The organism is Pseudomonas sp. UBA6315, from assembly GCF_002438125.1.
Classification (GTDB): domain Bacteria; phylum Pseudomonadota; class Gammaproteobacteria; order Pseudomonadales; family Pseudomonadaceae; genus Aquipseudomonas; species Aquipseudomonas faucium.
Map to the genome: position 1 here is coordinate 14692 of NZ_DJTF01000179.1, position 22725 is coordinate 37416.

21 protein-coding genes are annotated in these 22725 nt (G+C 67.2%); 15 read left to right on the forward strand and 6 right to left on the reverse strand.

The features are described from left to right. The first annotated feature begins 20 nt into the window (after positions 1–20). On the forward strand, positions 21–581 hold the full coding sequence (locus B3E94_RS20790; protein ID WP_286914983.1) for a helix-turn-helix domain-containing protein: 561 nt from the start codon (positions 21–23) through the stop codon (positions 579–581). A gap of 121 nt (positions 582–702) precedes the next feature. Here B3E94_RS20790 and B3E94_RS20795 read toward each other — a convergent pair whose 3' ends face one another. The 3 genes from B3E94_RS20795 to B3E94_RS20805 form a co-directional block, all read right to left on the reverse strand. Further along, positions 703–1596 carry a PA4780 family RIO1-like protein kinase gene (locus B3E94_RS20795; protein WP_236236089.1) on the reverse strand — a complete coding sequence of 298 codons (894 nt, stop codon included), beginning with the start codon at positions 1594–1596 and terminating at the stop codon, positions 703–705. 88 nt (positions 1597–1684) lie between these two features. Next, positions 1685–2116 (reverse strand): multidrug/biocide efflux PACE transporter, encoded by a 432-nt coding sequence (locus B3E94_RS20800; protein WP_176513035.1) that lies wholly within the window; start codon positions 2114–2116, stop codon positions 1685–1687. A 92-nt stretch (positions 2117–2208) separates the two neighbouring features. Beyond that, entirely contained in the window at positions 2209–3138 is a 930-nt protein-coding gene (locus B3E94_RS20805; RefSeq protein WP_286914984.1) for an alpha/beta hydrolase, read from the reverse strand. A gap of 173 nt (positions 3139–3311) precedes the next feature. Here B3E94_RS20805 and B3E94_RS20810 point away from each other — a divergent pair, with 173 nt between their 5' ends. The 4 genes from B3E94_RS20810 (at position 3312) to B3E94_RS20825 (ending at position 9180) form a co-directional block, all read left to right on the forward strand. Continuing rightward, positions 3312–5057 carry a hydantoinase B/oxoprolinase family protein gene (locus B3E94_RS20810; protein ID WP_286914985.1) on the forward strand — a complete coding sequence of 582 codons (1746 nt, stop codon included), beginning with the start codon at positions 3312–3314 and terminating at the stop codon, positions 5055–5057. A gap of 13 nt (positions 5058–5070) precedes the next feature. Next, the gene (locus B3E94_RS20815; RefSeq protein ID WP_236236092.1) at positions 5071–7155 is read left to right on the forward strand and encodes a hydantoinase/oxoprolinase family protein; all 2085 of its coding nucleotides are present in this window, start codon (positions 5071–5073) and stop codon (positions 7153–7155) included. Positions 7156–7287: 132 nt separating this feature from the next. Next, positions 7288–8244, forward strand: a complete 957-nt coding sequence (locus B3E94_RS20820) for a helix-turn-helix transcriptional regulator (protein ID WP_286914986.1) — start codon at positions 7288–7290, stop codon at positions 8242–8244. A gap of 81 nt (positions 8245–8325) precedes the next feature. Beyond that, positions 8326–9180, forward strand: a complete 855-nt coding sequence (locus B3E94_RS20825) for a LysR family transcriptional regulator (protein ID WP_236236093.1) — start codon at positions 8326–8328, stop codon at positions 9178–9180. Between the two features lie 6 nt (positions 9181–9186). Here B3E94_RS20825 and B3E94_RS20830 read toward each other — a convergent pair whose 3' ends face one another. Both B3E94_RS20830 and B3E94_RS20835 read right to left on the reverse strand, forming a co-directional pair. Next, positions 9187–10083 carry a DUF2950 domain-containing protein gene (locus tag B3E94_RS20830; protein ID WP_286914987.1) on the reverse strand — a complete coding sequence of 299 codons (897 nt, stop codon included), beginning with the start codon at positions 10081–10083 and terminating at the stop codon, positions 9187–9189. Next, positions 10080–11636 carry a DUF3300 domain-containing protein gene (locus B3E94_RS20835; protein ID WP_286914988.1) on the reverse strand — a complete coding sequence of 519 codons (1557 nt, stop codon included), beginning with the start codon at positions 11634–11636 and terminating at the stop codon, positions 10080–10082. Before B3E94_RS20835 ends, B3E94_RS20830 begins: the two co-directional genes overlap by 4 nt. Before the next feature lie 150 nt (positions 11637–11786). Between B3E94_RS20835 and B3E94_RS20840 the strand changes: the two genes are divergently transcribed. Together B3E94_RS20840 and B3E94_RS20845 are read left to right on the forward strand one after the other, a co-directional pair. Beyond that, a complete protein-coding gene (locus B3E94_RS20840; protein WP_286914989.1) occupies positions 11787–12164 on the forward strand; it encodes a VOC family protein in 378 nt (125 codons plus the stop codon). A 79-nt stretch (positions 12165–12243) separates the two neighbouring features. Continuing rightward, positions 12244–12963, forward strand: coding sequence for a TorF family putative porin (locus B3E94_RS20845; protein ID WP_176513208.1), 720 nt, complete (start codon positions 12244–12246; stop codon positions 12961–12963). A 6-nt stretch (positions 12964–12969) separates the two neighbouring features. Here B3E94_RS20845 and B3E94_RS20850 read toward each other — a convergent pair whose 3' ends face one another. After that, the gene (locus tag B3E94_RS20850) at positions 12970–13869 is read right to left on the reverse strand and encodes a LysR family transcriptional regulator (RefSeq protein WP_286914990.1); all 900 of its coding nucleotides are present in this window, start codon (positions 13867–13869) and stop codon (positions 12970–12972) included. A gap of 191 nt (positions 13870–14060) precedes the next feature. On the opposite strand from B3E94_RS20850, the gene B3E94_RS20855 reads away from it, so the two are divergent. The 8 genes from B3E94_RS20855 to dctM all read left to right on the forward strand — a co-directional run bounded on the left by B3E94_RS20855 (position 14061) and on the right by dctM (position 22663). Continuing rightward, positions 14061–14900 carry an FAS1-like dehydratase domain-containing protein gene (locus tag B3E94_RS20855; RefSeq protein WP_286914991.1) on the forward strand — a complete coding sequence of 280 codons (840 nt, stop codon included), beginning with the start codon at positions 14061–14063 and terminating at the stop codon, positions 14898–14900. Positions 14901–14921: 21 nt separating this feature from the next. Next, the gene (locus tag B3E94_RS20860) at positions 14922–16085 is read left to right on the forward strand and encodes an acyl-CoA dehydrogenase family protein (RefSeq protein WP_236236099.1); all 1164 of its coding nucleotides are present in this window, start codon (positions 14922–14924) and stop codon (positions 16083–16085) included. Between the two features lie 10 nt (positions 16086–16095). After that, positions 16096–17445 carry an MmgE/PrpD family protein gene (locus tag B3E94_RS20865; protein WP_286914992.1) on the forward strand — a complete coding sequence of 450 codons (1350 nt, stop codon included), beginning with the start codon at positions 16096–16098 and terminating at the stop codon, positions 17443–17445. A 9-nt stretch (positions 17446–17454) separates the two neighbouring features. Then, complete coding sequence (locus B3E94_RS20870; RefSeq protein ID WP_286914993.1) at positions 17455–18654, forward strand: CaiB/BaiF CoA transferase family protein; 1200 nt, start codon at positions 17455–17457, stop codon at positions 18652–18654. Beyond that, on the forward strand, positions 18651–19469 hold the full coding sequence (locus B3E94_RS20875) for an HpcH/HpaI aldolase/citrate lyase family protein (protein WP_286914995.1): 819 nt from the start codon (positions 18651–18653) through the stop codon (positions 19467–19469). Before B3E94_RS20870 ends, B3E94_RS20875 begins: the two co-directional genes overlap by 4 nt. A gap of 210 nt (positions 19470–19679) precedes the next feature. Then, complete coding sequence (locus B3E94_RS20880) at positions 19680–20678, forward strand: TRAP transporter substrate-binding protein (RefSeq protein ID WP_236236103.1); 999 nt, start codon at positions 19680–19682, stop codon at positions 20676–20678. A 69-nt stretch (positions 20679–20747) separates the two neighbouring features. Next, the gene (locus B3E94_RS20885) at positions 20748–21383 is read left to right on the forward strand and encodes a TRAP transporter small permease (protein ID WP_286914997.1); all 636 of its coding nucleotides are present in this window, start codon (positions 20748–20750) and stop codon (positions 21381–21383) included. Further along, complete coding sequence (gene dctM / locus B3E94_RS20890) at positions 21380–22663, forward strand: C4-dicarboxylate TRAP transporter large permease protein DctM (RefSeq protein WP_286914998.1); 1284 nt, start codon at positions 21380–21382, stop codon at positions 22661–22663. The genes B3E94_RS20885 and dctM overlap by 4 nt, the downstream gene beginning before the upstream one ends. The last annotated feature ends 62 nt before the right edge of the window (positions 22664–22725 follow it).

Below are 22725 nucleotides of genomic sequence, written 5' to 3' on the forward strand. Positions count from 1 at the left end.
ACCCAGGCCCGTGAATACCCATGACCCCACTCGACCAAGCCATTGCCCAACGCCTCGCCCACCTGCGCGGCCAGCAGCGCCTCAGCCTGGCGCAACTGGCCGAACGTTCCGGGGTGAGCAAGGCGATGATTTCCAAGATCGAACGCCAGGACAGCAGCCCCACCGCAGCGGTGCTGGGGCGGTTGGCGTCGGGGTTGGGGGTTTCCTTGAGCCAGTTGCTGGCCGAGGACAAGGGGGCAGGCAACTCGGCCTTGCGTCGCCGGGAGGCCCAGGAGGCTTGGCGCGACCCGGCCAGCGGCTACGTGCGCCGACAGGTTGCCGAGCTGGATCAGGCCAGCGGCAGCGAACTGGTGGAAATCACCCTGCCGCCGGGGCAGCGCATTGACTACCCGTGCTGGCATTCACAGCCTTATCGGCAGCGGCTTTGGGTGGTGGACGGTGCGCTCGAGGTGAGCTATGGCGAGGAGCGCTACCTGATGGACGCAGGTGACCAGCTGGATTTTGCGGTGGACAAGCCGGTGAGCTATCTGGCGCAAGGGAGCGAGCCTTGCCGTTATCTCTTGAACATTCTGCACAAGTGAACCAGTGCCGGCCTCTTCGCGGGGCAAGCCCGCTCCCACAAGCACGGCACTGCCCTTGCGACTTGCTCATTGCCCTGTGGGAGCGGGCTTGCCCCGCGAAGAGGCCGGCGCAGGATAACCCTCATTGCAACCAGGGCGGCGGCGGCTCCTCGCCCTTGGCCGGCCCGTGTTCGGCCTCGGCCAGTGCCTCACGGCGGCGGGCTTCTTCGCGCTGCGCTGCCTCGATCTCGCGCATCACGCCGACCACGTCCGCGGCATGTTCATCGTCGGCAAATTCGCCAGTCAACGGGCTGTCCGGGCGCAGCTCGCCGGCTTCGTACAGGGCCCACATCTCCTGGGCATAACGGGTGCCCTTGAGCTCCGGGGCAAAGCGCCCGAAATAGTGGGCCATGTTCGCAACGTCGCGCTGCAGCATGCTGAACGCATGGTTGTTGCCCGCCGCATCCACCGCCTGCGGCAGGTCGATGATCACCGGGCCCTCAGGGCCGAGCAGCACGTTGAATTCGGACAGGTCGCCATGCACCAGCCCGGTACACAGCATCAGCACAATCTGGCGAATGACGAAGGCGTGGTGCTCGCGCGCCTCTTCTGCCTCCAGGTGCACGTCGTTCAGGCGCGGTGCGGCGTCGCCGTCGGCGTCGGTCACCAGCTCCATCAGCAGCACGCCATCCTGGAAGTCGAACGGCTTGGGCACCCGCACGCCGGCATTGGCCAGGCGGAACAGCGCCGCCACTTCGGCGTTCTGCCAGGCATCCTCGGCTTCCTTGCGCCCGTACTTGCTGCCCTTGGCCATGGCCCGGGCCTGGCGGCTATTACGCACCTTGCGCCCTTCCTGGTACTCGGCGGCCTGGCGGAAGCTGCGCTTGTTGGCTTCCTTGTAGACCTTGGCGCAACGCACCTGGTTACCACAGCGCACAACATAAACGGCGGCTTCCTTACCGCTCATCAGGGGTCGCAGTACTTCGTCGACCAGGCCGTCTTCAATCAGCGGTTCGATTCGTTTTGGTGTCTTCATCAGGCTGCATTCGGGGTCCTGGCTGGGGTGGCGGACATCCTCTCACAGCCACGCAGTTCCTGCTTGCCTGTCTGATGCAAGACCCGGCTCACACCGCCAGCCGGCGCTGCACCAGGTAAAACCGCGCGCGGTCGAACGCCCAGTTGTACAGCACGGTGTACGGCAGGATGACCACGAAGAAGCCCAGCTCGACCATGAAGGCCTGCCACAGCGAGATGTCCAGCATCCACGCCGCCACCGGCAGGCACCACACCACCAGCCCGGCTTCGAAACCCAGGCCATGGGCGAAACGCATGCTGGCCTTCCAGTGGATGCGTTCGGTCTTCACCACGCGGTCGACCATGGCGTTGTAGAGCATGTTCCAGAGCATCGCGATCACCGACAAGGTGATCGCCAGGGCACCGGCGGTCGCCAGCGACTTGCCCATCACCCACGACAGCAGCGGCGCACAGAGCAGCACGGCGAACACTTCATAGCCAACGGCATGTACCAGGCGTTCGCTGAAAGAGGTCTTTTTCATTGCAGATTCCATCATGTGGTTACGTCGTGGCAGCCATTTTCTTTGATGGAACAGATACCCGCGATATAGCTACTATCGGTTTTATCAATACCTCAGATGAAAGACGCCTTGCGCAACCACTGCTCCAACGCATTGGGCCAATCTGCCGTGGGCGTGTTGGCGCGCCCCATGCCGAAGCCATGCCCGCCGCTGGGCAGCAGCAGCCGCTCGACGGCTACGCCCTGGGCTTGGCAGGCCTGGGCCAGGATCAGGGAGTTTTGCGGGTTGGCAACCGGGTCGTCTGCGGCCTGCACCACGAACACAGGCGGGCACTGCGCGGTCACGTAGGTTTCGACCGACCAATCAACCGCGGCCTGGTGGCTGGGGTGCTCGCCAATCAGGCTGCGGCGGGTCGAGGTGTGATCGTAGGGCGGCAGCAGCGTTATCACCGGGTAGGCCAATGCCACGATTGCCGCGTTGGCCGCGAGGCGGTCGCGGTCATCGATCGGCTCATAGGCGCGAAACCCGGCCCGGGTAGCGGCCATGCCCAGCAAGTGCCCACCGGCAGAAAACCCCAGCAGGCCGATGCGCCGGGTATCGATGCCCTCCTCGGCCGCCCTGGCGCGGATGAGCCGCAGCGCGCGCTGGGCGTCTTGCAAGGGCGCCATGGCCCCGGCGTTCCACCCCTCGCGCGGCAAGCGGTAGGTCAGCACGAAGGCCATTACCCCGCGCGCCGCCAGCCAGCGCGCGGCAGGCAGCGCCTCCTGCCCGTTCTCGATGCGCTTGTAGCCGCCCCCCGCCGCGATCAGCACGGCGGCGCCGTTCGGCTGCGCAGGCCGAAACACTTGCAGCGAGGGCGTTGAAACCCGGCTGACCGCACCTTTTGCGCTGATGACGGCAGGCCCCTGCGGCCCGCCGCCACCCGGTGCAGAACCGGGCCACAGCGCCATGTGCTCGGCCGGCGTGGCGAGCAACTGCCTGGGCAACCAGAAGCTGCAGGCCAGTGCCGTGCCTGCGGTGAGCAATGAACGTCGGTTGAGCATGGATCGATCCCCGTAAAGGTCGTGGCGAGACTAGCCAATTCGAGCGCTGCGTGCGCGCAAACGCAACAACCGGTGCACCCAGCGACAAGTCAGCCTTGCCCTTCCCCCGTAGCCTGTCAGCAAGGTCGCCCACTGCGGCCTCACCCAAAACACAAGAACAATGTCGGTGACCCATGAACTCAGTTGACCCGATTACCCTGGCCGTCGTGCGGGGTGCGCTGGAGACGGCGCAGCGCGAGATGACCCTGACCCTCGAAAAGACCGGCCGCTCCAGCGTGTTCAACCTGGCGCACGATTACTCCAACTCGCTGTTCGACCACTTGCCGGAAATGATCCTCCAGGGCCAGGACATCCCGATCCACCTGGGCTCGCTGATACCAGCGATGAAATGCGTGGCCGGCTTCTTCGCCGACGACATCGCCGAAGGCGACGTGATCTACCACAACGACCCCGCCTACAAAGGCAGCCACATCCTCGACTGTTGCATGTACAAGCCGGTGTTCTACCAGGGCGAGCTGGTGTTCTGGACCGTGTGCAAGGGCCACCTGACCGATATCGGCGGCCCGGTACCGGCCGGCTACAACCCCGATGCCAAGGAGATCTACGCCGAGGGCCTGCGCATCCCGCCGGTCAAGCTGTGGGAACGGGGCAAGCGGCGTGAGGACGTGATCAACTTCATGCTCACCAACATGCGCGCCCGCCCCTATCAGGAAGGCGACCTCAACGCCCAGTACGGCGCCTGCAAGGTCGGCGAGCGGCACCTGCTGGAGCTGCTGGACAAGTACGGCGTGGCGCAGGTGCGGGCGTGCATCGCCGAGCTGAAGAACATGGCCGACCGGCACATGCGCGCCCTGCTGCGCGAGGTCCCCGACGGCCACTACAGCGGCACCGCGGTGCTCGAAGACTCGGGCCCTGGGCTGGGCGAACTGGCGATCACCGCCCACGTGGAAATCCGCGGCGAAACGGCGCACGTGCGCATCGAAAGCCCGCCCCAGGTGCCCTACTTCATCAACTCCTACGAAGGCAACTCAGTCTCGGGCGTATACCTGGGCCTGATGATGTTCGCCCAGGTCGCACCGCCCTACAACGAAGGCCTGTACCGCTGCGTGAGCGTGGATGTCGGCGCCAAGGGCACCTTGTGCAACGCCGCCGAACCTGCGCCCCACGTCAACTGCACCACCACGCCGATGGAAACCCTGGCCGATGCCGTGCGCACCGCCCTGGAGCAGGCCTCGCCGCAGCGGGTCACCGCTTCCTGGGGGCACACCAGCGGCATCAACATCGCCGGCCACGACCCGCGTAACGGCAACAGCGAATACGTGACCATGGTGCTGGCATCGATCATCTCCGGCGCCGGCGCCAACCAGGTGATGGACGGCTGGCATGCCTGCGGGCCGCTGTGCTGCTTCGGCGCCTTGATGAGCGGCGACATCGAGCTGCTCGAACACGCCTACCCGATCCTGATCCACCGCTACAGCCTGATGGCCGACAGCGGTGGCGCCGGCGAGTACCGCGGCGGCTCCGGCACCCGGCTGGAGATCGAGCCGCTGGAACACGCCATGACCGTGGTCGGCTTCGGCGAAGGCCGCCAGCTGCCCACCGCAGGCGCCGCAGGCGCACGCAACGGCCTGCTGCAGCCCAAGCTTGGGCGGCTGATCCACCGCCATGCCGACGGCCAGGAAGACCATTACCTGCAGAACCCGATGCTGACCCTGCAACCGGGCGAGCGAATCATCAACATCAACCCGGGCGGCGGCGGGTATGGCGACCCCCTGCGCCGGCCGCTGGCAGCGGTGCTCGAAGACCTGCGCAACGGCCTGGTCTCGCCCCAGGGCGCGGCCCTGGACTACCGGGTGATCGTCGACGCCGACGGCCAACTCGACGAAATCGCCACCCACGCTGCCCGCGGCCAGCTCTGACCGGAGACTCAACATGCGCAACCAATATCGCCTGGGCATCGACGCCGGCGGCACCTTCACCGACTTCATCCTGGCCGACCGCGACGGCGGCGTGCAATTGTTCAAGGCCCCCTCCACCCCGCACGACGGCACCCTGGCGATCCGCGCCGGGCTTGCACAGATCGCCGACGCCACCGGGCTCAGCCCGGCCCAGGTGATCGCCAACTGCGACTTGTGCATCAACGGCACCACCGTGGCCCTCAACGCGCTGATCGAGCGCACCGGGGTCAAGGTCGGCCTGCTGTGCACCGAAGGCCACGAGGACAGCCTGGAAATCCGCCTGGGCCACAAAGAAGAAGGCCACCGCTACGACGCCCATTACCCGCCGGCGTTCATGCTGGCGCCGCGGCACCTGCGCCGGCCCATCGGCGGGCGCATCCTGGGCGATGGCCGCGAGCACAGCCCGCTGGACGAACAGGCCGTGCACCAGGCCATCGAGTACTTCCGCGCCGAGGGCGTCGAGGCGGTGGCCATTTCGTTCCTGTGGTCGGTGCGCAACCCCCGCCATGAACAGCGCGCCGCCGAGCTGGTGCGCGCCGCGCTGCCGGGGGTGTTCGTCTGTACTGGTGTCGAGGTGTTCCCGCAGATCCGCGAGTACACCCGCACCTCCACCACCGTGGTCAACGCCTACCTGAGCCCGGTGATGGCCCGCTACGTGGCGCGCATCGACGCGCTGTTCGAAGAGCTCGGCGCTCACCAGCCGGTGCGCTACTTCCAGTCCAACGGCGGGCTGGCCCCCGGCCACCTGATGCGCGAACGGGCGGTCAACGCGATCAACTCAGGCCCGGCTTCGGCCCCCCAGGCCGGCCTGGCGGTGGGCAAGCCGTTCGGCATCGACAACGTCATCACCGTGGACATGGGCGGCACCTCGTTCGACATCACCCTGACCAACGCCGGGCGCACCAACTTCAGCAAGGACGTGGACTTCTTGCGCCAGCGCATCGGCGTGCCGATGATCCAGGTGGAAACCCTCGGCGCCGGCGGTGGCTCCATCGCCTCGCTGGACACCCTGGGCATGCTCCAGGTCGGCCCGCGCAGCGCCGGCGCCACGCCGGGGCCTGTGTGCTACGGCAAGGGCGGCAGCGAGCCGACGGTGACCGATGCCAACCTGGTGCTGGGCTACCTGGCCGACGGCGCGCTGCTGGGCGGCAGCATCCGCCTGAACCGCCAGGCCGCGCTCGAGGCCATCCGCAGCAAGGTCGCCGAACCGCTGGGCATCAGCGTGGAGCGCGCCGCCTTGGGCATCATCACCCTGGTCAACCTGAACATGGTCAACGGCATTCGCCGCGTCTCCATCGAGCGCGGCCACGACCCGCGTGATTTCGCCCTGATCGGTGCCGGCGGCGCGGCAGGCATGCACGTGGTGCGCCTGGCCGAGGAAATCGGCATGCGCACCGTGCTGATCCCCAAGGTGGCCTCGGGCCTGTGCGCCTTTGGCCAGATCCTGTCCGATGTGCGCTACGACCAGCTCACCAGCCTGTCGATGCGCCTGGACGCGGCGCACGCCGACCTGGCGCTGCTCAACCGCACGCTGGCCGAGCTGCGCCAGCAGGGTATGGCCAACCTGCGCGAAGACGGCTTCGGCGACCAGGCCAGCAGTTGCCACTACACCCTGGAGATGCGCTACGCCGGGCAGATCCACGAGTGCAGCGTGGAGTGGCAGGAAGATGCGCTGGACAGCAACGGCCTTGGCGCGCTGATCGAGGCGTTCCACCAGCGCCACCAGACCCTGTACTCCTACAGCGAGCCGGGCAGCCCGGTAGAGCTGGTCAACCTGGAATGTTCGGTGATCGGCCACCTGCCGCGCCCGCCCCAGCCGCTGCTGCAAGCTCCTGCCGAAGCCGCCGTGGCCACCGCGCAGGGCCAGCGGCCGATGCGCTTCAGCGCCGATGGCCCGTGGCAGGCAACGCCGGTGTTCAACGGTAGCCACCTGCTGGCGGGGCAAACCGTGCGCGGCCCTTGCGTGATCGAAGAAGACACCACCAACATCGTCGTGCCGCCGGGCTGGCAGGCCTGCCTGGAACCCTCGGCGACCTACCGGCTGACACCTGTCGCCTGATACAGTGGTCGGCGCTCGTACCCGCCCGGCAGCCTCGCGCTGCCGGGTGGCGTGCACAATAACAAGAGCTGCTTGAGTAGCTTGCCAGCAGTTCCTTTTTTCAATGCTGCCCTCTTTGAAAAAGGACCGACCATGCCGACCGAAATCTCCACCCACAGCTGGGCCTTGCCCGAGCGCCAGGCGCGCTGGGCCGAAGCCGTCAGCGACACCTACTTCCCTTTAAGCCTGGCGTTCGCCGCCGAGCAACCCTTCGATGGCCACCTGCAACGCTGGAGCACACCCAGCACCGCCTGCAGCCTGTCGCGCCTGCGCTCGAGCCGGCTGGGCTATTCGCGCAGCAAGGCGCAGGTGGGCCAGGACCGCGAGGCGTTCTACCTGGTCACCGTGCCCAGCCGCAGCGAGGTGCACTTCGAACAGGACGGCCACCAGCTCAGCTGCCGCCCCGGCGGCTTCATCGTCGAGCGCGGCGATGCCCCGTATCGCTTCCACTACGGCGCCGAAAACGACCTGTGGGTGCTCAAGCTTCCGGAAAGTGCCTTCAAGGGCCACCTGCGCGGGCACCGGCGCTACACCCGCCACTGTTTCGATGCCACCCAGGGGCTGGGGCAGATCTTCGTCGAGCAGCTGGACCTGTGTGCCCGGCATTTCGACGCCAACCCGCTGGTTGCCCGCCACCTGCTGCTGGAGCAGGCCATGGCCACCTTGCTGCTGGCGCTGCAGCAGGACGAGCGTGTGCTGGGCAGTGAAGGGTCCAACCTCAGCACCCTGCACCTGACCCGGGTGGAGCACTACGTGCTGCAGAACCTGGCCGACCCCGAGCTGTCGCCGCCAGCCATCGCCAGCGCCTGCGGGCTTTCCTTGCGTTACCTGCACAAGCTGTTCGCCAGCACCGCCTTTACCCTGGGTGAATGGGTGCGCCAGCAGCGCCTGGAGGCGGTGCACCGGCAACTGCGCGACCCGCAATGCCACCTGCCGATTGGCGAACTGGCGTTTCGTTGCGGCTTTGCCGACCAGGCGCAGTTCACCCGGGCATTTCGCCAATACTTCGGCTGCACCGCCCGCGAGGTACGCGCCGCCTGCAGGCACTGACGGCGCACGGATGCGCCCTTCACTTTTACGTTGATGGAACCGATACTCGCAGCACATTACCTATCGGTTTGCCCCATACCTATGCGCTACTCGCCTGAAGCTCTGGTCGCCTTCGTCGAAGCCGCCGCCCTCGGTTCGTTCTCCGCAGCGGCGCGCAAGCTGCGCAAGAGCCAGTCGACTATCAGCATCGCCATCGCCAACTTCGAGGCCGACGTAGGTTGCCCGCTGTTCGACCGCGCCGGCCGCCACCCCACCCTCAATGCCGCCGGGCGCCAGGTGCTGGGCCACGTCGAGGCGATCCTCGATGCCAGCGCGCGCCTCGATGCCCTGGCCGTGCGCCTGGCCGGCCAGGTCGAGCCGCTGCTGTCGGTGGTGATGTCGGACAGCTACAGCGTGGCCTCGCAAGGGGCGGCGATGAGCCTGTTCGCCGAACTGTACCCCCACACCGAACTGCGCTGGGGCCCCTCCGAAGACGCCGATGTGGTCGAACTGGTCCAGCAGGGGCTGGCGCAGATCGGCATCCTCGCCGCCCAGCAGCACTACCCCGCCGACGTGCAGGTGGCGCGCTTGCCCGAGCAGGCCGAATTCAGGCTCTACGTGAGCTGCGATCACCCTTTGGCGAAACGCCCGATGCTGCAGCCACAGGACCTGCAAAGCGAGCGCCAGCTGTACATGAAGACCTACGCGCCGAGCCTGCACCATGGCCGCGGCCAGGCCTGGTCGGCGCCGGACTACCTGACGCTGCTGGAATTCGCGGTGCGCGGCTTTGGCTGGGCAGAGCTGCCCACCGCGCTGGTGGCGCGCTTTGGCACGGGCCTGGTGGAGTTGCCGGTGGCGGGCTACCCACGGCGGGTGGCCATGGACGCGGCCTGGTCGCGGCAACGTGCGCTGGGGCCCGCCGGGCAGTGGCTGCTGGGGCAGTTGCTGGGCCGCTAGCGCGGCTCAATCACTGGCGTCTTCGGTCACCTCTTTCCAGCTGTCATCCGGGTCGAAGCGCTTCATGGCCTTGGCCAGCTTGTCGCTCTGCGGGCCGAGGTCTTTCTCGAAGACCTGGCCGTCATGGCTGATCATGAAGCTCATTACCCCGGTGTCGTTGTACTTGGCGGGCCAGGCGATCAGGGCAAACCCCCGGCTCATCTGGTCGCCGATCAGGTAGCTGTAGGCGCCACCGGGGGCCGAGGGGCCTTGGCCATCGAGGATGCGGAAGTGGTAGCCGTACCAGTCGTCACCGACCCGGTCCTGGCCGAACAGCGGCCCCAGCGGGCTCACCTCGCCATCGGCTTCGTCTTCCCAGTACAGGCCATCGTGCTTGCCGGGGGTGCTGAAGATGTGCTGCGCGTACTCCAGCGCACCGTTGCCGTTGCGGTCCTTGGCGGCGTAGTCCATCTGCGCATCGTGGTAGGCCAGCACCGATTGCAGGGCGCCCAGCTCGTTGCGGCCGATGCGCCGGGCGCGGATCTCGGCACTGCCGGCCTTGAGGTCGAAGTGCCAGCCGTTGGCCGCCTTGGCCAGCGGGATGGGCAGGGTCCAGTGTTCGCTGCCCACCGCGAGGATGGCCTTGGTATCGCCCTGGGCCTGGATCTGGTGCTGCTCGTGGTACTGCTTGAGGAAGGCATCCACGTCGCTGCGCTGCACCCCTTCGCGGGGGATGTAGGTGCGCCAGTCTTCACCGAACAACTGGGCCAGGCGCGCTTCGTCGGCGTGCTCCGTGCCCAGCGCGGCGACCAGCGACTCCACGGCCTTTTCCGGGGTCGGGAAGGCTTCCTGGGTCGCGGCCCAGCACGGCCAGGCCACCGCCATGGCCAACAACACGGGGGCAAGCATGCTCATGCGTTTCATCGACGGCCTCCTCCGCCACCACCGCGGCGCACAGGCGCGCTGGGCCGGGAAATGGTGTGCCCCGAGGCGCGCGCGTTGTTCGGCCGTTGGGCAAGCTGCTGGCTGACACGGCCGCGGTTGGCCTGGGCGCTGGTGCGCGAAGGCGAACGGACCCCATCGAAGGCATTGTTGCGCGCCCTGCCGGCGGCATTGTTGGGCCGGATATCACGCTGCTGGCGTGCCTGGCCTTCGCCTTGGCGGCGCTGGTTGAGCTGCGGGTTCTGGTTTCTCGCCTGCAGGTTGTCGCGGCTGGGGCGGGTGTCCTGGCGGCGGTCTGCCACGCGCGGCTGCTCGGCCCGCGCCTCGCGCGCCCGGTCGCGCGCTTCGAGGTTGCTGGTGGCGGGCCGTTCGATGCCGGCCCGGTCCAGCGAGGCACGGGCGCGGTCACGGGCATCCTGGTTGACGTTGGCCGGCCGCTCGATACCGGCCCGGTCCATCGAGCCACGGGCGCGGTCACGGGCCTCGGCGCGCTGGGCATCGTCGCCCCGGAAGGCCGCGCGCTGGCTGGCACCGTCCAGCTGGCGGCCGAATTGCTCGCGGCTGCGGCTGTCGCGGTAGGGCACGCCGTCGCGGTGCACGGCGTTGTGCTGCCACTTGCCCTGGTTGTTGCCGATGCGGTTGTTGGCATTGATGTTGTTGTAGCGGTTCACGTTCACGTCGATATCGTGGTCATCCCAGTCGCAGTCGCCCCACAGCGAATTGACGATGGCAACGCCGGTGCCGAAGGCCAGCCCCGCCATCAGCGCGGTGCCGGCGGTGTACAAGGGCGATGGCGGGTAGTAGGCCGGCGGCGACGCGGGGTAGGCCCAGGTGCCGTAGGTGGTGGTCGGGTTGTAGCTGGGCACGTACACCACCTGGGGGTTGGCGGGCTCGATGATGATGTTCGACGTGCTGCTGGCCGGGGCACTGGCCGAGCCTGCGCTGGCGGCGGGCGCGGCGACCTTGACCGTGACGTTCTGGTACTGGTTGCTCTGCAGGTTGCCGGCCGCCTTGGCTTGTTGGCGCAGGCTCTGCACCGCGGCCATCACCTCGTCAGGCTGCGCCAGGAACGCATCGCCCATGCGCTGCACCCAGACCGGGTCCTGGCCGAGCAGCGCCAGCACCTGGGGGAACGCCACCAAGGCTTGCACGCTCGGGTCCCAGGGCTGTTGGGCCACCTGCTTGACCGCGTCGTCACCCTGGGCCTTGGGGTTGGCCTTGGACCAGGCCACCGCCTCGGTCACCTCGCCGGGATAGGTGCTGGCCATCAGCACCTGGGCCAGCAGCGCATCGGGGTAGAGGGCAATCGGCGCCATCATCTGGGCAAGTTGCGCCTGGTCGAACACCGCCTGCTTGGGCGCTGGCGCCTCGGCGGCCGGGGGTGGTGGGGCTGGCGGCGCCGCCACTGGCGCAGCGGCAACGGGCGCTGCAGGTGCGGGGGCTGCGGGGGTTGCAGGGTTTCGCGCCAGCAAGTAGGCGCCAACGCCTCCCAGGCAAAGCACAGCCGTCACGACGTAGAGCAATGGCCTGCGCATCACAGTTCCCCTTGGGGTCAAACCGCGTGGAATGTAAGGGTAGCAAAGGCTGGGCGTTCCACACGCGGGCTTGTCGAAAGCGTGGCCCAGTGCACTATGATGGCCCGGGCCGGACTGCGCGACGTCAGTCCCCACGCCTTGAGGTAGCCCATGATCGATCACCTGGACCATCTGGTACTCACCACCTGCGACGTCGATGCCTGCACCGACTTCTACACCCGCGTGCTCGGCATGCAACTGCAAACCTTCGGCGCCGGCCGCCTGGCGCTGCTGTATGGCAACCAGAAGATCAACATCCACGTGCGCGGCAAGGAGTTCGAGCCCAAGGCCCACCTGCCGGTGCCGGGCGCCCTGGACCTGTGCTTCATCACCCGGGTGGGCCTTGAGCAGGTGATCGAGCACCTGCTGCAGGCGCAGTGGCCGATCATCGAGGGGCCGGTGCCCCGTACCGGGGCGACCGGGCCGATTCTTTCGGTGTACGTGCGCGACCCAGACCTCAACCTGATCGAAATCGCCCAGCCGCTCTGAAACAGGCCCCAAGGTTTTCGTCGCCGGCCTGGGCAGGTATCCTTTGCCGCTCAAGTGCAAGCTTCCCAGGACGGTGACCATGACCCGGCCCCTGCTGATACTGAGTGCGGCCCTGCTGTTCAGCCCGGCGCTGCTGGCGCAGCAGATCCAGCGCCAGCTCGGCGACTTCGACTTCACCCTCGGCACCACCCCTTCGCGCAGCATGGCCCAGGGGCTGATCTCGCCGACCGCGCTCGGCGCCTTCCACGGCGGCCTGGACCTCAGCCACCCCAGCGGCTGGTACATCGGCCAGTACGCACCGAGCATGGGCGTGACGCCCGACTCTACCCTGCGCCTGGACAACTACCTGGGCTACAAGCACCACTTCGACAGCACCCTGGGCTACGAGGTGGGGCTGATCCACTACAGCCAGCCGAACATCGCCAACGCCGACAGCTATGCCTTGTACGGCGGCATTTCGGTGCTCGGCAGCCGCTTCGGCGGGGCCCTGCGCGACAACCCGGGCAACCGCACCGGCACCCTGTTCGCCGACCTTGGCCGGCTGCCGCTGTTCAACGTCGACCTCACCGTAAAACTCGCCCACCATCGCCTGGGCACGCCGTTCACCATCGGCGACGGCAGCCAGGTAAACGGGTTTTCCGACTGGTCGCTGGAGCTCTCGCGCCCCTGGCTTGGGCTGGACCTCAACCTGATCTACAGCAACTCCGACTTGAGTGGCGGTGGCTGCGAGGCCTACGCGGGCATGAACAGCTACTGCGAGAGCGTGGTCACGCTCAAGGCCCAGCGCACGTTCTTCTAACGTTTGTCAGGCCTGCACCGCGCCATCGGGCATCAAGGTCGCGATCAGCGCCCGCACCGTGCCCGGCAGCGCGTCCAGCTCGCGCACCAGGATGCTGCGCTCACGCACCGCCCACGGCTCGTCGAGGCTGATGGTGACCAAGTTCATGGTCTGGCTGTGCCGCAGCGCCGCCGACTCGGGCAGGATGCCGATGCCCACCCCCGCCTCCACCAGCCGGCAGATCGCCTCGAAGCTGGACAGTTGGATACGCAGCGAAAGGTTCAGGCCCATGCGCTCGACGTGGTCGCGCAAAAAGCTCAGCAAGGTGCTGCCCTCGTGCAGGCCGATGTGCTGGAACGCCAGCGTCTGCTTGAGCGTCACTTGCGTGCGCGAGGCCAGCTCATGGCCCACCGGCACGATCAGCACCAGGCGGTCGGTGCTGAAGTGCATCACCTGCAGGCCGCTGGCCTCCACGGGCCCGGCGATGATGCCCATGTCGCTGCTGCCATCGAGCACGCCGCGCACGATGTCGCGCGACAGGCGCTCCTGCAGGTCGACCGTTACCCCGGGGCGCTTGGCGAGAAAGCCGGCCAGCACTTCGGGGAGAAACTCGGTGACCGCCGTGGTGTTGGCGAAGATGCGGATATGCCCGGCCGAATCGGTGCCGAACTGGGTGAACTCGGCTTTCAGGTAGTCCACCTGGCGCATGATCAGGCGGGCGTGGGTCAACAGCTTGTGCCCCGCCGGGGTCAGTTCCACGCCACGGCTGTCGCGGTACAGCAGGCGCGTGTCGAGCTGCGCCTCCAGCGCCTTGATCCGCGCGCTGGCGGCGGCCGGCGAGAGGAACGCCCGGCGTGCGCCCTGGGTCAGGCTCGGCGATTCGCCGATGTGGATGAAAAGCCGCAGGTCTGCCAGGTCGAAATGCATGTGAGGCTCCGCTGGTGGTCACTGGCCTCATCCCGGCACCTGGGGGAGCCGGCTTGCCGGCGATGAGGCCAGTACAGGCAAAAACATGGCGTTCAGCATACATGAACGCTGCCTTACACAAATGCAAATTCACAGAATGCCAGGCGCCTCGCATGATCGGTCCATAACAACAAATGCAGAGGCCCATGGTTATGACTGCTTCCCCCCCGCCCATCGACTACAGCGCCTGGATCGGCCGCACGCAAGAGGCCGTCGATGAGCTCAGCCGCAACCTGATCAAGCGCATTGCCGCCACCTTCGGCGAAACCGCCCCCGCCGTCGGCCAAGCGCTGCCCGCGCTGTGGATGTGGTGCTTCTTCCAGGAGCCGGTGGCCGAGGCGCAACTGGGCGGCGACGGCCACCCGGCCCGTGGCGGCTTCCTGCCCCCGGCAGACAACCGCAACCGCATGTGGGCCGGTGGGCGGGTCGAGTTCATCGCCCCGCTGAAGGTCGGCGCCGAGGCCCATCGCCTGTCGACCATCGTGCACATCGAGGAAAAGCACGGCCGCACCGGCGCGCTGCTGTTCGTCACCGTGCGCCACGACTACTCGCAGCACGGCCAGCTCTGCGTGCGCGAGGAGCAGGACATCGTCTACCGCGAGCCCAACCCGCCCAAGCTGACCAGCGCCGCTGCCGAGGCGCCCGGCGACTGGCAGGAAACCGTCGTGCCCACCCCGACCCTGCTGTTTCGCTACTCCGCGGTGACCTTCAACGGCCACCGCATCCACTACGACCACCCCTATGTCACCGACACCGAAGGCTACCCCGGCCTGGTGGTGCACGGCCCGATGATCGCCACCTTGAACCTGCGCGCGTTCATCCGCGCCAACCCCGGCAAGCAGGTGCGCCACTTCGCCTACCGCGGCGTGCGCCCGCTGACCGTGCCCACGCCCTTTGCGGTGGCCGGGCGCATCAGCGCGCCTGGCCAGGCCCAGCTATGGGCCGGCAATGCCGATGGCGTGGCACAGAGCGCCGACGTGCTTTTCGACTGATACCCGACAGAGAACACCCGCATGCATACGTACGACAGCGATGACCTCACTGCCATCCGCGAAGGCGTGCGCGCCTTGTGCGCCGAATTCGACGCCAGTTACTGGCGCAAGATCGATGAAGAAAAAAGCTTCCCGCAGGCCTTCGTCAAAGCCATGACCGACGCCGGCTGGCTGTCGGCGATGATCCCCGAGCAATATGGTGGCTCCGGCCTGGGCCTGGCCGAGGCCTCGGTGATTCTCGAAGAAGTGAACGCCTGCGGCGGCAACTCCGGCACCGTGCACGGGCAGATGTACAACATGTTCACCCTGCTGCGCCATGGCAGCGAGGAGCAGAAGCGCCAGTACCTGCCGAAGCTCGCCAGCGGCGAGCTGCGCCTGCAGTCGATGGGCGTGACCGAGCCCACCACCGGCACCGACACCACCAAGATCAAGACCACCGCCGTGCGCCAGGGCGATGAGTACGTGATCAACGGCCAAAAGGTGTGGATCTCGCGCATCCAGCACTCCGACCTGATGATCCTGCTGGCGCGCACCACGCCGCTGGCCGAGGTGAAGAAGAAGTCCGAAGGCATGTCGATCTTCCTGGTCGACCTGCGCGAAGCCATCGGCAACGGCCTCACCGTGCAGCCGATCGCCAACATGGTCAACCACGAGACCAACGAGCTGTTCTTCGACAACCTCAGGATTCCGGCCAGCAGCCTGATCGGCGAAGAAGGCAAAGGCTTCAGGTACATCCTCGACGGCCTCAACGCCGAGCGCACGCTGATCGCCGCCGAATGCATCGGCGACGGCCGCTGGTTCATCGAAAAGTCCGCGCAGTACGCCCGTGACCGCGTGGTGTTCGGCCGCCCGATCGGGCAGAACCAGGGCGTGCAGTTCCCCATCGCCGAGGCCCATATCGAAATCGAGGCGGCCGACCTGATGCGCTGGCGCGCCTGCGCCGAGTACGACAGCGGGCAAAACGCCGGTGCCAGCGCCAACATGGCCAAGTACCTGGCCGCCAAGGCCTCCTGGGAAGCTGCCAACGCCTGCCTGCAGACCCACGGCGGCTTTGGCTTCGCCTGCGAATACGACGTCGAGCGCAAGTTCCGCGAAACCCGCCTGTACCAGGTGGCGCCGATCTCCACCAACCTGATCCTGTCCTACGTGGCCGAGCACCTGCTCGAACTGCCGCGCAGCTTCTGAGGGCCTGAACATGCAGCATACCCACGCGCTCGCAGGCTTCCTTGCCGACCTGCGCTACGCCCAGATCCCCGGCCACGTGCTGGACCGCACCGAAGACCTGTTCCTCGACTGGCTGGGCTCGGCCCTGGCCAGCCAGGGTGCGCACCCGATTCCGCTGTTCGAGCGCTATGCCCAGCGCATGGGCCCGGCCCAGGGCCGTGCGCGGGTGTTGACCAGCGGAGGCACCTCTTCGCCCTACTTCGCCGCCCTGGTCAACGGCGCCGCCTCGCACCTGGTGGAGCAGGACGACCTGCACAACAGCTCCGTGCTGCACCCCGCCACCGTGGTGTTCTCCGCCGTGCTGGCAGCCGCCCAGGACCTGGGCAAGTCCGGCCAGGACCTGCTGCTGGCGGCGGTGGCCGGCTATGAGGCGGGCATCCGCATCGGTGAGTTCCTCGGCCGCTCGCACTACCGCATCTTCCACACCACCGCCACGGTCGGCACCCTGGCCGCAGCGGTCGGGGTGGGCAAGCTACTGGGCTTCGATCGGGAGCAGTTCATCAACCTGCTCGGCAGCGCCGGCACCCAGGCGGCCGGCCTGTGGGAATTCTTGCGCGACGCGGCCGACTCCAAGCAGCTGCACACCGCCAAGGCCGCCGCCGACGGCCTGCTGGCCGCGTACCTGACCGCCGATGGCCTGAGCGGGGCGCGCAATATCCTCGAAGGCGAGCAAGGCCTGGCCGCCGGCATGTCCAGCGATGCCGACCCGGCGCGTCTGAGCGACCGCCTGGGCACGCGCTGGGCGCTGGTGGAAACCTCGTTCAAGTTCCATGCCTCGTGCCGCCACACCCACCCCGCCGCCGATGCGCTGTTGCAGTTGATGGCGCGTGAAGGCCTGGGCCATGGCGATATCGCCAAGGTGGTCACCCGCGTGCACCAGGGCGCGATCGATGTGCTGGGCCGGGTCACCACGCCCACCACGGTGCACCAGGCCAAGTTCTCCATGGGCACCGTGCTCGGCTTGATCGCCGTGCACGGCAGCGCGCAGCTGCTGGAGTTTCGCGACCTGGCCTTGAACGATGCGCAGGTGGCGGCGTTTCGCGACAAGGTGCAGATGCAGCTGGACCCTGAAGTGGACGCCGCCTACCCGGCCCGCTGGCTGGGCCGGGTCGAGGTCACCTGCAACGATGGCCGCAGCTTCCACGCGGCCATCGACGAGCCCAAGGGCGACCCCGGCAATACCCTGTCGCGCCCGGAGCTGGAAGCCAAGTTCCAGCGCCTGCTGGCCTTCTCCGGCGCGCGCAGCCCGGCCCAGGGCCTGGCATTGATCGAGCGCGTGTGGCAATTGCGCGATGCCCGCTCCCTGGCCGACCTGCACTGAGGTGACCCCATGACTCAAGCATCACCCCGCCCGCTCGACGGCATCACCGTCATCAGCCTGGAACACGCCATCGCCGCGCCGTTCTGCACCCGCCAGCTGGCCGACCTCGGCGCCCGCGTGATCAAGGTCGAACGCCCCGGCAGCGGCGACTTCGCCCGTGGCTACGACCAGCGCGTCGACGGCCTGGCCTCGCATTTCGTGTGGACCAACCGCTCCAAGGAAAGCCTCACCCTCGACCTCAAGCAGGAGGCCGCCGGCGGCATCCTCGACGCGCTGCTGGCCAAGGCCGACGTGCTGGTGCAAAACCTTGCGCCGGGTGCGGCGGCGCGCATGGGGCTGTCGTTCGAAGCCCTGCATGCGCGCTTTCCGCAGCTGATCGTGTGCGACATCTCCGGCTACGGCGAAGGCGGCCCGTATGAAAAGAAAAAGGCCTACGACTTGCTGATCCAGAGCGAAGGCGGCTTTCTCTCGGTGACCGGCGGCCCGGGCGAAAACGAAATGGCCAAGGCCGGCTGCTCGATCGCCGACATCGCGGCGGGCATGTATGCCTACACCGGCGTGCTGTCGGCGCTGATGCTGCGCGGCAAGACCGGCATCGGCAGCCGCATCGACGTGTCGATGCTGGAAAGCCTGGTGGAGTGGATGGGCTACCCCATGTACTACGCCTACGACGGCGCGTCACCGCCGCCGCGTGCCGGCGCTGCGCACTCGACCATCTACCCCTACGGGCCGTTCCCCACCGGCGGTGGCGGCACGATCATGCTCGGCCTGCAGAACGAGCGGGAATGGGCGGTGTTCTGCGAGAAGGTGCTGCTCGACCCGGCACTGGCCAGCGATGAGCGCTTCAGCGCCAACTTCAAGCGCTCGGAAAACCGCGACGTGCTGCGCCAGATCATCATCGATGGCTTTGCCAGCCTGCCTTTGGACGAGGTGGTCGCGCGCCTGGAGCAGGCGCAGATCGCCAATGCCCGGGTCAACGACATGCACGGGGTGTGGCAGCACCCGCAGCTGCAGGCCCGCGATGGCTGGCGCGAAGTGGACAGCCCGGCCGGCAAGCTGCCGGCGTTGCTGCCACCGGGGCGCAATGGCGCCTTCACCCCGCGCATGGACGCCGTGCCGGCGCTGGGGCAGCACACCCAGGGCATCCTCGCCGAGCTGGGTTTCAGCGCAGGCGAGCAAGCCGACCTGGCTGCGGGCGGTGTGGTATGAGCCGGGTGCGTTCGGCGCTGTTCGTGCCCGGCAGCCGGCCCGAGCGGTTTGCCAAGGCGCTGGCGGCGGGGGCCGATGCGGTCATCGTCGACTTCGAGGATGCGGTGGAGGAGCCGCTGAAGCAGCAGGCCCGCGAGCACCTGGCGGCGTTTCTTGAAGCTACGCCGCAAGCGGCCGTGTGGGTGCGGGTCAATGCCCCGCAGCATGCGCAGCACCGTGCTGACCTGGCGTTCTGCGCGCAGCACCCAGGTGTGGCCGGGCTGTTGCTGCCCAAGGTCGAGAACGCGGCGCAAGTGGCCGTGGCGCGCCATGCCGGCAAGCCGGTGTGGCCGATCATCGAGAGCGCCAAGGGGCTGCTGGCGTTGCCGCAGATTGCCCAGGCCGAAGGTGTCGAGCGCTTGTCGTTCGGCAGCCTGGACCTGGCGCTGGACCTGGACCTGAACACCGAAAGCGCGGCGGCCCGGCAGTTTCTCGACCAGGCGCGCATGGCAGTGCAGCTGCATTCGCGGGGGGCGGGGTTATTGGCGCCTTTGGATGGGGTGTACCCGGCGATCGACGATGCCCAAGGCTTGCAGCGAGCGATGCGCCATGCCTACGACATGGGCTATGGCGGGGCGCTGTGCATTCACCCAAGGCAGGTGGCGGTGATCCATGCGGCGCTGGCGCCGAGTGCCGATGAGCTGGTTTGGGCGCGCAAGGTGGTGGCTGCCAGCGAGGCGGCCAATGGCGCCGGGGCGTTCCAGCTGGAGGGGCAGATGGTGGATGCGCCGGTGGTGTTGCGCGCGCAGCGGTTGCTGGCCGGGCAACGGGGTTGAAGCTGCCGCCCCCATCGCTGGCAAGCCAGCTCCCACAAAAACTGCGGGCCTGCGGTGTACCTGTGGGAGCCGGCTTGCCGGCGATAGGGCCGGTGCTGGCGTTCACCCCAGCCGAACGCCGCCTTACACAAATGCTGATTCTCCACACACAAGCCATTGGTCCATCTTTACCCTCAACCCTCCTACAACAATAAATCAGAGGTGACATCGATGTTGAAGCTGACCCAGGCGCTGTTCTGCGCCGCTGCTGTGTCCATGGCGAGCCTGGCCCAGGCCGCCGACCCGATCATCATCAAGTTCGCCCACGTGGTGGCCGACAGCACCCCCAAAGGCCAGGGCGCGCTGATGTTCCAGAAGTTGGTCGCCGCCGACCCGCAACTCAAGGACAAGGTAAAAGTCGAGGTCTACCCCAACTCGTCACTGTTCGGCGACGGCAAGGAAATGGAAGCCCTGCTGCTGGGCGACGTGCAGATGCTGGCGCCGTCGCTGGCCAAGTTCGAGCACTACAACAAGCAGGTGCAGATCTTCGACCTGCCGTTCCTGTTCGATGACCTGGCTGCCGTCGACCGCTTCCAGCAAGGCCCGCAGGGCAAGGCGCTGCTGACCTCGATGGAAGACAAGGGCATCCGTGGCCTGGCCTACTGGCACAACGGCCTCAAGCAGCTGTCGGCGAACAAGAAGGTGATCCTGCCCAAGGATGCCCGTGGCCTGAAGTTCCGCGTGCAGGCCTCCAGCGTGCTCGAGGAGCAGTTCAAGGCCATCCGCGCCAACCCGCGCAAGATGAGCTTCGCCGAGGTCTACCAGGGCCTGCAGACCGGCACCGTCAACGGCACCGAGAACACCTGGTCGAACTACGAAAGCCAGAAGGTCAACGAGGTGCAGCCATACTTCACCGAGACCAACCATGGCCTGATCGACTACATGGTGATCACCAACGCCAAGTTCTGGAACAGCCTGCCCGAGGATGTGCGCGGCGAGCTGCAGGCGATCATCGACGAGGTCACCGTCGAGGTGAACAAGCAGGCCGAAGCGCTCAACCAGACCTCGCGGCAGAAGATCCTCGACGCCAAGACCAGCGAGATCGACCCGCTCACCGCCGAGCAGCGCCAGCAGTGGCGTGAATCGATGCGCCCGGTGTGGGACAAGTTCTCCGGGCAGATCGGCGCCGACCTGATCAAGGCCGCCGACGACGCCAACAAGCCGTCCTGACCCCTGCTGCGCCCTGCCCTGGCCACCCGCCCCCGGGTGGCCTGCCCTCTCTCTGTCTGGAGAAACCCTATGCAATCGCTCAGGCGCATCTGGGAGCATTTCGAGGAAGGCATGATCGCCTTCCTGCTGGCCGCCATGACTCTGGTGACCTTCCTCTACGTGGCGCTGAACAACCTCTACACCCTGTTCTACACCCTCAGTGACCACTGGGCCTTGGCCAGCGACCTGCTGCTGGGCATCGGCGACCACCTGATGGGCTACGCCCAGGAAATGACCTGGAGCATCGCCCTGACCAAGGCGCTGTTCGGCTGGCTGATCTTCTTCGGCATCGCCTATGGCGTGCGCACGGCCGGGCACCTGGGCGTCGACGTGCTGGTGCGGCGCACCCGCAAGCCGGTGCAGCGGGTGCTGGCGATGCTCGCCTGCGCCTGCTGCCTGGCCTATGCCGGGTTGTTCCTGGTGGCGAGCATCAAGTGGGTGAGCGCGGTGCTGGTGGCCGGCATCGGCGCCGAAGACCTCGACCGCTACGGCATCAAGATCGGCCATATCGCGCTGATCGTGCCGCTGGGCTTCGCCCTGGTGATCGTGCGCTACCTGGAGATCTTCTACCGCCTGTTCACCCACCGCCAATACGGCCTGGGCCTGGCCGACGAGGCCGCCGAAGCCAGCAAGCTGGCCAACCCGGGTGAGGAGCACCACCAATGACGGTCATCTGCCTGTTCCTGCTGTTGTTCGTGTTCATGTTCCTGGGCGTGCCGATCGCGATTTCGCTGGGCTTGTCGGGGGCGCTGTCGATCTTGATGTTCAGCCAGGACTCGCTGAGCTCGCTGGCGATCAAGCTGTTCGAAACTTCCGATAGCTACACCTTCCTGGCCATCCCGTTCTTCCTGCTGTCGGGTGCGTTCATGACCACCGGCGGCGTGGCCCAGCGCCTGATCGACTTCGCCAACGCCTGCGTCGGCCACATCCGTGGCGGCCTGGCGATTGCCGCGGTGCTGGCGTGCATGCTGTTCGCCGCGCTGTCGGGCTCGTCCCCGGCCACGGTGGCGGCGGTGGGGTCGATCGCGGTGGCCGGCATGGTGCGCTCCGGTTACCCACGCGAGTTCGGCGCGGGCATCATCTGCAACGCCGGCACCCTGGGCATCCTGATTCCGCCATCGATCGTCATGGTGGTGTACTCGGCCGCCACCGAAACCTCGGTGGGCAAGCTGTTCATGGCAGGCGTGGTGCCCGGCATCCTGCTGGGCGTGGCGCTGATGGTGACGATCTACATCGTGGCGCGGATCAAGAAGCTGCCGGCGCAGCCGCGGGTCAGTTTCGCCCAGTGGCTGAGCACCGCGCGGCGCGCGTTCTGGGGGCTGTTGCTGCTGGTGATCATCCTTGGCGGGATCTACAGCGGCATTTTCACCCCCACTGAAGCGGCGGCCGTGGCGGCGGTGTATTCGGCGTTCATCGCCTTGTTCGTGTACAAGGACATGCGCCTGCGCGACTGCCCCAAGGTGCTGCTGGAGTCGGGCCGGCTGACCATCATGCTGCTGTTCATCATTGCCAACGCCATGCTCTTCGCCCATGTGCTGACCACCGAGCAGATCCCCCAGCAGATCACCCAGTGGGTGCTGTCCGAGGGGCTGACGCCGATCGGCTTCCTGATCATGGTCAACGTGGTGCTGCTGGTGGCCGGCAGCTTCATGGAGCCGTCGGCGATCATCCTGATCCTGGCGCCGATCTTCTTCCCGATCGCGATGAAGCTGGGCATCGACCCGATTCACCTGGGCATCGTGATGGTGGTGAACATGGAGATCGGCCTGGTGCACCCGCCGGTGGGGCTGAACCTGTTCGTGACCTCGGCGGTGACCGGGCTGACCCTGGGGCAGACCATTCGCGCGGCGCTGCCGTGGCTGTCGATCCTGCTGCTGTTCCTGGTGCTGGTGACCTATGTGCCGTTCATTTCGCTGGCGCTGCCGCAGTGGTTGGGGATGCCTTGAGGGTTGTGGTGGCCCCAATCGCCGGCAAGCCGGCTCCCACAGGTACACCACAGAGCCCTGTG

Excerpts from the sequence above, each read along its gene's own strand:
- B3E94_RS20795 (WP_236236089.1), bottom strand. The coding sequence starts at position 1,596 with ATGAAGACACCAAAACGAATCGAACCGCTGATTGAAGACGGCCTGGTC.
- B3E94_RS20845 (WP_176513208.1), top strand. The coding sequence starts at position 12,244 with ATGACCCGGCCCCTGCTGATACTGAGTGCGGCCCTGCTGTTCAGCCCG.
- B3E94_RS20865 (WP_286914992.1), top strand. The coding sequence starts at position 16,096 with ATGCAGCATACCCACGCGCTCGCAGGCTTCCTTGCCGACCTGCGCTAC.
- B3E94_RS20885 (WP_286914997.1), top strand. The coding sequence starts at position 20,748 with ATGCAATCGCTCAGGCGCATCTGGGAGCATTTCGAGGAAGGCATGATC.
- B3E94_RS20830 (WP_286914987.1), bottom strand. The coding sequence starts at position 10,083 with ATGAAACGCATGAGCATGCTTGCCCCCGTGTTGTTGGCCATGGCGGTG.
- B3E94_RS20790 (WP_286914983.1), top strand. The coding sequence starts at position 21 with ATGACCCCACTCGACCAAGCCATTGCCCAACGCCTCGCCCACCTGCGC.
- B3E94_RS20805 (WP_286914984.1), bottom strand. The coding sequence starts at position 3,138 with ATGCTCAACCGACGTTCATTGCTCACCGCAGGCACGGCACTGGCCTGC.
- B3E94_RS20855 (WP_286914991.1), top strand. The coding sequence starts at position 14,061 with ATGACTGCTTCCCCCCCGCCCATCGACTACAGCGCCTGGATCGGCCGC.
- B3E94_RS20875 (WP_286914995.1), top strand. The coding sequence starts at position 18,651 with ATGAGCCGGGTGCGTTCGGCGCTGTTCGTGCCCGGCAGCCGGCCCGAG.
- B3E94_RS20870 (WP_286914993.1), top strand. The coding sequence starts at position 17,455 with ATGACTCAAGCATCACCCCGCCCGCTCGACGGCATCACCGTCATCAGC.
- B3E94_RS20800 (WP_176513035.1), bottom strand. The coding sequence starts at position 2,116 with ATGAAAAAGACCTCTTTCAGCGAACGCCTGGTACATGCCGTTGGCTAT.
- B3E94_RS20840 (WP_286914989.1), top strand. The coding sequence starts at position 11,787 with ATGATCGATCACCTGGACCATCTGGTACTCACCACCTGCGACGTCGAT.
- B3E94_RS20880 (WP_236236103.1), top strand. The coding sequence starts at position 19,680 with ATGTTGAAGCTGACCCAGGCGCTGTTCTGCGCCGCTGCTGTGTCCATG.
- B3E94_RS20815 (WP_236236092.1), top strand. The coding sequence starts at position 5,071 with ATGCGCAACCAATATCGCCTGGGCATCGACGCCGGCGGCACCTTCACC.
- B3E94_RS20860 (WP_236236099.1), top strand. The coding sequence starts at position 14,922 with ATGCATACGTACGACAGCGATGACCTCACTGCCATCCGCGAAGGCGTG.
- B3E94_RS20835 (WP_286914988.1), bottom strand. The coding sequence starts at position 11,636 with ATGCGCAGGCCATTGCTCTACGTCGTGACGGCTGTGCTTTGCCTGGGA.
- B3E94_RS20850 (WP_286914990.1), bottom strand. The coding sequence starts at position 13,869 with ATGCATTTCGACCTGGCAGACCTGCGGCTTTTCATCCACATCGGCGAA.
- dctM (WP_286914998.1), top strand. The coding sequence starts at position 21,380 with ATGACGGTCATCTGCCTGTTCCTGCTGTTGTTCGTGTTCATGTTCCTG.
- B3E94_RS20820 (WP_286914986.1), top strand. The coding sequence starts at position 7,288 with ATGCCGACCGAAATCTCCACCCACAGCTGGGCCTTGCCCGAGCGCCAG.
- B3E94_RS20810 (WP_286914985.1), top strand. The coding sequence starts at position 3,312 with ATGAACTCAGTTGACCCGATTACCCTGGCCGTCGTGCGGGGTGCGCTG.
- B3E94_RS20825 (WP_236236093.1), top strand. The coding sequence starts at position 8,326 with ATGCGCTACTCGCCTGAAGCTCTGGTCGCCTTCGTCGAAGCCGCCGCC.